Consider the following 9,453-nt stretch of genomic DNA (forward strand, 5'->3'; position numbering starts at 1 on the left):
GGTTACTGAACTCTTGCAATTGACTTTGCAGCTATTTTTGGCGGCACTATGGGCATAGCAATACCATTTAAATCATACATTATTTTCCCGGCGCGAATAGTTATTTCGCATTCTAACTTCTTATCGGCAACAATCTTGTAGCCGGTATAGTCAAACAACCCAAATTTACCTTTACGAACATTCAAAATGGCAACATCAGCATCTGAGCCGACAGAAAGGTTTCCCAGCTCTTCGTGTTTAATTTCTTTTGCCGGGTTTGAAGTAGTGGCTTGTATTACATCGTATATCGTCATACCTATATTAAGAAATTTAGACATGGTAGTTAGCATATCCTTCATTGCATTGTTCATGCTTCCCGAATGTATATCCGTACTAATCGAATTTGGGAAAAAGCCGTCTTTTGCGGCTGGTATGGCCTGGGAAAAAGTAAAACTGATACCACCATAACCAACATCGAAATAAATACCCCGTTTGCGCGCTTCCCACACAAAGGGTTTTATTTTTTGCGCTTTCAGATCAACAATATACTCTCTGTCATCAAACTGCCCGAAACAATGTGTAAAAATATCACCGGGGCGTAAATGCTGTGTAAACAGTTCCTGGATAGATAACGGCGGATTACTGCCACCAAAATCAATCATAACCGGCAAACCGCCAGCCATATTCCCTGCTTCAACGGCACGATCAACAGCAACCCATTCATGGCCTTCATAATGTGCAACTTTAAACCCCACAACGTAATTTCGATAACGGCGAGCCAATAACGCAGACATTTTAGCATCCATATCGTTTGAGTTTTGCTCATACACACCACGCATGCCTTCGCCCACAATGTTTATGAAAGCCAGTACCCTTGTTTGCGATTGATCAATTGTTTGTGCCTTAAATGTGGGGAAAGTACGCCAACCCGAACTGCCTGCATCAACTACCGTAGTAACTCCATTGCGAAAGGTGAAACCATCAGGAGGCAAAGCCTGGTTGCCGTTTTCATACTGGTGATCTGGTTCGGTACCAAAAAAATTATGGGTATGTATATCAATCAGCCCTGGTGTAACATATAAGCCGGTAGCGTCAACAACCTGCAGGCCCTGGGTGGGGTCAATGTTTTTTACAACCAGCACAATTTTACCGTCCTTTATAGCTATATCCATATCGGTATCGATGTTATTTTTCGGATCTATTACATGCCCTCCTTTAATTACTATGTTATAGGTCTGTGCCTTTAAAACCATAATAGTCGAGCCCATGGCCGCTATCATTAAGAGTATATATTTTTTCATTTTAAAATTATTTAACTTTAATAATGCAGGAAACTTAAGGCTATATTTATCCTGTCAGAGCAGGAATCTCTGTTCTGTAAAGCAATAACTGAGGTTAATCAGCTTAAACCGCCTGTTGTAAAATAACCTTAACCCGGCTGGCAACTACATCTACCTGGTCGGGCCGTAACAATACTACACCAATAACCAGCGTGTCATTATCCCCGTTGGCAACTATGCTTGGCGTGCCGCTTTTTAAGGCAGCCAGCACATCTTTCGGGTTTGTTTTTATTTTGATTTTATCCCAGGTAACGTGTAAGCTCGGAAAGGCATTGGCCGGTCCCGGGTCAACAACTATTTTACTTTTTACGGTTGAAATAGTTTCTAACTGGTTACCAATATGCTTGGCGCGTTGCAGCCAGTCATCCCACTCTTTACGGTGATCTTTTTCGAGGTACGCTTTTAGGGCCGCATACATCCCAAACATTTCCTCTTTATTCACCTTCATCGGACGGCCTATCGGTGCTTCATTAGGACTGTGATTAAGCCGGGCGGCAGTTATGAGATCTTTACGTCCGAATAGTATGCCTGCACTTTGCGGTCCGTGAATCATTTTACCTCCTGAAAAAGTAACCAGATCAAATCCCTTTTTTTGAAATTTAAACAGGTTCTCCACCGGTGGTACGTCTGCCGCCGCATCTAAAAACGTAGTGACGCTGTGTTTTTTTGCAATTTGTAAAAACTGCTCATGCGTAATGCTGCTTTTTTCGGCGGCGTTAAAAAATAAAGCCATCACCGTATTGCTGTTTATTGCGTTTTCCATGGCCTCCGGGCCTTCTACCTCAATGATTTTTGCCCCGGTGGTGCTTACTGCCTGATCAAATAGGTATCGGTGTGTTTTCTGCATAATAACTTCAGGTCTGGGGCCTGGCAGATTGGGCAGTTGCTTAATTTTATCCTTATCAGTACCCGTTATAGCTGCTGCTGTACCTAAAAGTATAGCACACGAAGCTCCGGATGTTACCATAGCTGCTTCAACATGAAGCATTTCAGCAATCCTCGCTCCTACCTTGTCTTGCAACTCATACATGTTGGCAAAATCATGCGATGTTGAATTAATAGCCTCCAATACCTCCGGCAGCATCAATGAACCTGATAAAAAGGTCATGGTTACCCCGGCATTAATAACGGGGGTAACACCAAGCTCTTTAAAAAAATCCCGTTTAGGGGGTGCTGTTGACGTCGGAGTAGCATTTAAAGTAGCAGCTTTGGCTACAAATCCACTGGTTAATGGTAATAAGGTAAGGCCTTTTAGTATATCTCTACGTTTCATATAAATCCGTATAATTTAATGATACTATATATATGCGATACAATCCATTTCAACCAACGAATTACCCGGAACACCACCCTTTGCTACAGCTACGGTAGTACGTACCGGTGGATTTTTACCAAAACGGCCTTTATAAACCTCGTTCATACCCTGGTAATCAGCAATATCATTCAGGAACACGGTTACTTTTAATACCTTTTCCATTGATGAGCCTGCTTTTTTAAGCTCATTTTCAAGTTCCTTTAATACAATTTCGGTATGGGCTTTTATCTCAAATGGCTCAACGTGAGCACCCTTGCCAGCTACAAAAACCATATTGCCCAATTTGGTAGAACCTGAAAACAGGGGCACATCCTGGTGTTTGGTAATGTTATTGACCTCTTTTTCGTCGCTTTTTGCAATACCAGCTTTTGCGAAACCAAATACCGAAATTCCGGCTAACGAAGCCAGCAATTTTTTTAAGATTGATCTTCTTTCCATTGTTGTTATGTTATTTTAAGTTTGTTGATAATATTAAAATTTGACCATTAGATTTAATCCGTAGCTTCTTGTTCTTGGCAACCCAAAAGATTCAAAACCCTGGCCTGATCCATTCGTAAAGCCCGACTCCGGATCAAAATTGCTTGTCTGTTTATAGATGGTGAATAGATTACGCGCAACAAACGAGATTGAAGCATTCTGTATATTTACGGCTTTCAGCAAATCAGCCGTAATGTTGTAGGTTAATATCAGCTGACGAAGTTTTACAAAACCACCATCGTGCAAAAAAAGCTCAGAGTAAGATTTGTAGTTATCGTAGTAGCTCCGCAGATTTGACACAGGTACCGTTCTTGAATATGGATTGCCGGCCTGGTCAACACCACTTAACTGCAAACCGCTTTCCCTTCCTGGTAATGTAGTTTTCATTAAACCTAAACGGGTACCATAAACCTCCATCAATGAAAAGATTTTGTTGCCAAATTTTCCATCGACCAGGATATTTAAAGAAAATTTTTTGTAACGAAAATCACTAAAGAAACCCATAGTTACCGGGGGAACTCCCCTGCCCAAAGTTTGCAACCCGGTTGCGACAGGTAGGCCAGTAGTAGTATTGAATACTGTTTGACCATTAGCATTTTTGAGAATGCGCGTGCCTACTATTGAACCGTATGATTGGCCGGCGATGTTATTGATGTAAGCCCAACCATTAACAGAGGCTGCCATCTGGAGCTGGTCGAGTCCCTGGGCCAGTCTTACAACTTCGTTTTTGTTATAGGCAAAGTTATAGCTGGCACTCCAGCTAAAGTCTTTAGATTTGACAGGAGTACCGTTTAACAATAGCTCAATGCCTTTATTGCTTAGTTCACCTACATTTAAGATCACGTTGCTGTAGCCGCTGGTACCGGATATGGCTGTAGAAACGATATCATTAGTGGTTTTTCGATTATATAAGGTAATGTCAAAACTTAAACGGCTGTTAAATAAACGCGCTTCAACTCCTGTTTCGGTTGTAGTTGATGTATAAGGGCGAAGCTTAGAATTGGTAATAGTTGTACTGGAAACAGTTTGCAACGGCTGTCTCGAACTTGGTGGCATAGTAAAAGCCTGGTTAATTTGATATGGGCTTGGTGCACCGCCGCCTACCTGCGCATACGAAACTCTGAACTTAGCATAATTGATCACTTCGGGTAATTTAAATGCCTCAGAAAGAATAAAACTAAGGCCCGCTGAAGGATAGAAAAGACTATTGTTTTTGAGGCTCAAGGTAGAAAACCAATCCTGACGGCCGGTAACTGTTAAGTACGCAAAATTCTTAAAACTGATGTCTGCCGAACCCATTAATGAATTTATAGCCATTTTGTTATTAGTGGGTGTAGTTGAAATGGTTGAAAGATTAGTTGAGCTGTAGAAATAAGGTATTATGTAATTGCTGCCCGCAATGTTGCTTTCATTGTAAGCGGAACGTTGCTGGTTACCACCAACAAAACTTGTTAAACCAAAATTCCGGGTTACCTTGCCGTTATAGTTAAGCATTAATAGTCCGTTAGTTTCAGAAGCATCAACTTTCAGTTCGCTGTACTGCCCGTTTGGAACATATAATGTACCGGTTGGCAGAATATATTTATAGTTATAATAATAAAAGTCGCGGCTTACAACACCTTTTAATGAAAGGTTTTTACCGATCCCAATTGTAACGCCAGCCTGGCCAATGACCCGGTTTTTGTTATCATTTTCTTTAAACCTATTGGTTACGAAATAACTGTTAGTTGCAATGGCGGCATCGTTCCAGGCAACCTCATTGCCGCTTGCATTATAGCCCGGCTTTAACCACCTAATATCTGTGGTATTGGCAATCATATATGGTGTCCAGTTGGGGTTACCTAAAGCATCACCAGCTGTCGGTCTGTTATTTGCATTTTCAATATTATATTGTACTAAGGTTTCGAGATTAATATGTTTACCCAATTTACCGTTAATGCTAAGATTAGCGGTTTTGCGATCATAGTTTGTATTAGGAAGCACACTTTTACTATATAGGTCTGCCACAGAAAAACGGTAGCTGATTGCTTCTGTGCCGCCGGTGAAAGCCAAAGTGTTGGTAAAAGTGGTACCTGTTTGATAGAAGTTTTGAATGTTATCCTTCTGCGCACTGTAAGGGTGGGTTAATCCATCTGCGGCAACATAGGAAGACTCATCAATTTTTGCTCCAAAAGACCGGCGCCCCGTCTGGATAGCTTCGTTCTGTGTTGTTGGTTTCACACCATTATCGCCCTGGCCATATTCATACTGCCAGTTGGGAAAGACGGCGGGCGTTTCCAGAGTAAAAGACGAATTATAATCAATACCGGTACCTTTTTGTACATGTCCTTTTTTAGTGGCTATAAGTATAACACCATTAGCGGCCCTTGCGCCATAAAGTGCCGCTGCCGTACCTCCTTTAAGTACGCTGATAGACTCAATATCATCCGGGTTAATGCCGCTTATGCCGTCACCTCTGTCAACATTACCTGCGCTGCCGTTTGTCGTCGCGCTGCCACCTGGTACCGAGTTTTCCAGCGGCATTCCGTTAACTACATACAAAGGCTGATTGTCGCCTGATAGCGCGCCATTACCACGAATAATCACCCGGCTTGATCCGCCAGGCCCTGTGGATAAGCCGGTGGCATTTACACCTGCAACTTTACCGGTAAGCGCATTAGCCACATTGTTTTCCCGTGCCTGGATAAATTCATCGCCTTTTACTTCTGTAACAGAATAGGCCAAAGCTTTTCGCTGACGCGAGATACCAAGTGCTGTTATCACAACCTCGTTCAGTTCGCTGGTTTCTTCCTGGAATTTTATATCGGCAATTTTGTGGTCACCAGCTACAATTTCCTGTGTTAAATACCCTAAAGATGAAAATATAAGAACCGCGTTTTCATCAGGAATGTTAATGCTGTATTTACCATTGGTATCAGTGCTGGTTGCAATCGCAGTGCCTTTAACCTTTACTGTAGCACTTTGTACAGCACCGGCATTATCTGTTACCCTGCCCGTTACCTGCACAGGCGTTGTTTTTAGGCGCCCGGCAGGACTGAACTGTTTTTTTTCTATCAGGATCATATTGCCCGATAGCGAATACTCCATGCCCAGCGGATTTAATATCTTTGATAATACCAAACCCAGTTTTTCATTTTTAACCTCGATAGTTACTGTTTGATCGGTAATTATTTCGTTACTGAAAACAAAACTCAACTTAATCGTTTTGTTGATTTTTTTTAATACGTTTTTAACTGACATGTTTTTCACTTTCAGCGATATAGGAGTATCCAAATCCGGGGTAATGCGATTTACCGCATTGGTTTTGAGGCAGCAAATGACTAAAAACCCCGTGACAATGACTATCCTGCTTACAGCCTTACGCAGCCTGTTAGAGGACAAAGATCTTTTTGTCATATACTTGATGAGAATTTTTAGTGATTAAATGCCCTTACGGAAAACTATGAACTGTTTAAGCTTAAGCTTGATGAGGTTGGGTGTGCTGCAATCACACTCAACCTTTTTATGTTATTGTTATGATATCTATAGGCAATTAGTTTTAAGGTTTATCATTCAGCTTAGTTATTAAAATAGGGTATAAACATTTTTGCTAACGTGGTATTTAGAGTGCGTAAGCCTGGTAATACCATTTAGAATATCAGGCAGGGTTTGGTTTTGAAATATCGCCGTGATACGTTGTGTAGCCAACTGATGATTTGATACTTTAATGTTGACTGCATATTTATTGCTTAAAGCATCTGCCACATCGGCCAGCGTAGCGTTCTCGAACGTCAGCTTATCATCCAGCCATGCAATAGCATCTGTCGGGTCGGCAATATGGCTTATTATGAAGTTTTGGTTTGTTTGATCAGTGGTGGCACAAAGCCCGGGGTTAAGTATAACATGCGCTTTGTTGCTTTGATCAACCAGGCCCACCTTACCGGTTAAAACGGTCACTTTTATAGGTCGCCGCTCATCATAAGCGCTAATCGTGAATGATGTGCCTAAGACCTGTGTTTTTAGTGTGCCCGAATAAACAATAAATGGTTTTTTATCATCGTGAACTACCTCAAAATAAGCCTCGCCTTTTAAGTAAACCTCTCTTGTAGTAGCATTAAATTTTTGCGGATAACGCAAATCACTGTTCGCGTTTAAGGTAACACGGGTGCCATCGGCTAATGTTATTACCTTTGTTTTTGCAGGCAACGAATAAGCGGTTAAATATTTTGCGCCAATGACAACTTTCTTATACTTGTATACACTTATAGTACATACAAGGAATATGAAAGCAAGGCATGCGGCATATTTAAACATCCTTCCGGCATTATAACGCTTTTGGGTTTTCTCTTTGATGTTTTCATAAATACCATCCCAGTTTACGCTATGTTCGTCGGTGGCATGAACCGATTTTGCCCAATGTTTTTTTAGAACCTTATCAAAATCGATCAGGTTTTGGGAAGTTTTAATTTCAGACATTAACTCATCAAATTCTTGCCGGGTGCAAGCATTATTGATGTATTGGTTTAACAGATATGATATTCTTTGTTTGTGATCCATTTAATTGTGCAATTACATTAAAGACACAGGAAAATCACAAACAGACTAATGCAAATAAAAATTTTATTTTTTTTAACAGAATGTTAAAAAAATGTTGTTTTACACAACCAGCAAAATACAGAATATAGCATTAACAATTACCTTCACGGCAATAAATAAAACAAACCATGTTTAAAAACATTAACTTTTTTGAGAAATTATAGCTTGATAAACATTAAGATAAGAATAATGGTTGGATCAATACCATTTTGGGTAAGATAACCTCTTATCGAAGCCAATGCGGAGAGCAAATGGTTTTTTACGGTGTGTTTTGATAAATTTAATTGAGAAGCGATATCGTCGTAACTCAAATCGTTATCCTTACTCAATTCGTAAACCAATCGGCGTTGCGGCGATAACTGGCTGACTGCTGTATGTATAAGTTTTTTGTATTCGGATAGCTGCACTGTTGATTCAGTGTTGTTATAACCGGGGACTGCAGTTTTCATTAAATGGTTGATAAGTCGCAGATCACTCGCGGCTTTTCTTAAATAATTTAATGAATAATTACGAACGATGGTATAGATATATCCATCCAGATTTTTTATACTGCTAAGTAATTCGCGACTCTGCCAAATTTTGATAAATATTTCCTGGGTAATTTCCTCTGCCGCATATTGCGATTTTGCAATAGCATAAACCTGCGTATAAACCTGACGTTTATATTCCTCAAATATCCGGCGAAATTCAAACTCTGGCTCTGTTTTCGGGATATCCTTTTTCATTAAATCGGCAACAGCTTCATATTATGTTAAAATAATAAAAATTTTACCTAATATAATGAAGGTTTTATTCATTTCAACAAATCATTATAAAATATTTAACCTGTTGATAATGTTGCATTAATTTAGATGGGTTTAGGCTTTTTTATATCCCGAAATCATCACAGATATCACAGCAAATCCGGATAATAGTTGGTTTTCACTGCTTAAAAAATTCCCCAAAATGCCATAGGATTCCGGATGGGTCATGCATAAAACATTCTCGTCCCCAATCATATTGTCGAATTGGCGTTAGTTTTACGCGTTTATATTTAGATGTAAGATCCAAAGCCAAAAGTTCATTCCAATACCGTCCAACGTCTTCAACTTCTAAAAAAATCATTGAATTGTCTACCCAATCCCGCACGTAAGCGTCCTGTAAATAAAACCCTAAGCCATTCGTTTTGAAATAGGACATATTATGAGCCAAAATACTTTCTTCAAATCCCAGGTCCCGGTAAAAACTCCGTGACAGCTCAAAATTCTCGGCTCCGATAAATGGTCGAATTGATATGGCTTTATGTTCCATTGTTTTGATTTTAATCGTTGGCAACCACTGCAGAGCTAAACGATTGCGGCGATAGTCAGAAAAACGCCCCGGCCCTGAACTGAAGTTGAATAAAGATAAAAAGTTTACCTGGTTATTTCTACTGTTCAATAAAATGTGGCAATGGGGTTCTTGTGCCACATTTTATTGTTATCTAAATCATATATCAAAAGGCCACATTGGCAATCATCAGGATAGTTGTAGGCCGGAAAATTCATCAAATTATTTGATGTCATTTCCTTTTTAATTAGGAGACAGTATCCTTTTCCATTTCTTTCACTTCGTTCGGGCGCCCATTTTTGAAAGCTTTACGCGGCGACAGGCCGAGCAATTCAAACATAGCCATATCGCTATCAAATGACGGATTTGGAGTGGTTAAGAGCTTCTCCCCAGCAAAAATTGAATTAGCACCCGCCATAAAGCAAAATGCCTGCTCAACAACAGTCATTTCGGTACGAC

At 40.2% G+C, this 9,453-nt stretch carries 7 protein-coding genes and 1 pseudogene; all 8 read right to left on the reverse strand.

Annotation, left to right across the window (positions count from 1 at the left end; translation table 11 throughout):
• Positions 1–2: 2 nt before the first annotated feature.
• Positions 3–1,280, reverse strand: coding sequence for an amidohydrolase/deacetylase family metallohydrolase (locus AC1DQW_RS18465; protein ID WP_477455428.1), 1,278 nt, complete (start codon positions 1,278–1,280; stop codon positions 3–5).
• Between the two features lie 103 nt (positions 1,281–1,383).
• Positions 1,384–2,592 carry an aminotransferase class V-fold PLP-dependent enzyme gene (locus AC1DQW_RS18470; RefSeq protein ID WP_477455429.1) on the reverse strand — a complete coding sequence of 403 codons (1,209 nt, stop codon included), beginning with the start codon at positions 2,590–2,592 and terminating at the stop codon, positions 1,384–1,386.
• Positions 2,593–2,616: 24 nt separating this feature from the next.
• Positions 2,617–3,072: a RidA family protein gene (locus AC1DQW_RS18475; protein ID WP_477455430.1), complete on the reverse strand. Its 456-nt coding sequence runs from the start codon at positions 3,070–3,072 to the stop codon at positions 2,617–2,619.
• Positions 3,073–3,105: 33 nt separating this feature from the next.
• Positions 3,106–6,507 carry a SusC/RagA family TonB-linked outer membrane protein gene (locus AC1DQW_RS18480; protein ID WP_477455431.1) on the reverse strand — a complete coding sequence of 1,134 codons (3,402 nt, stop codon included), beginning with the start codon at positions 6,505–6,507 and terminating at the stop codon, positions 3,106–3,108.
• 168 nt (positions 6,508–6,675) lie between these two features.
• Positions 6,676–7,647, reverse strand: coding sequence for a FecR family protein (locus tag AC1DQW_RS18485; RefSeq protein WP_477455432.1), 972 nt, complete (start codon positions 7,645–7,647; stop codon positions 6,676–6,678).
• Positions 7,648–7,844: 197 nt separating this feature from the next.
• Complete coding sequence (locus AC1DQW_RS18490; RefSeq protein WP_477455433.1) at positions 7,845–8,411, reverse strand: RNA polymerase sigma factor; 567 nt, start codon at positions 8,409–8,411, stop codon at positions 7,845–7,847.
• Between the two features lie 196 nt (positions 8,412–8,607).
• The gene (locus AC1DQW_RS18495) at positions 8,608–9,135 is read right to left on the reverse strand and encodes a VOC family protein (RefSeq protein ID WP_477455434.1); all 528 of its coding nucleotides are present in this window, start codon (positions 9,133–9,135) and stop codon (positions 8,608–8,610) included.
• A 106-nt stretch (positions 9,136–9,241) separates the two neighbouring features.
• Positions 9,242–9,453 (reverse strand): annotated as a pseudogene (locus AC1DQW_RS18500) (biotin synthase BioB); the annotation flags it as partial.

This window comes from Mucilaginibacter sp. P5_A4 (assembly GCF_056400605.1).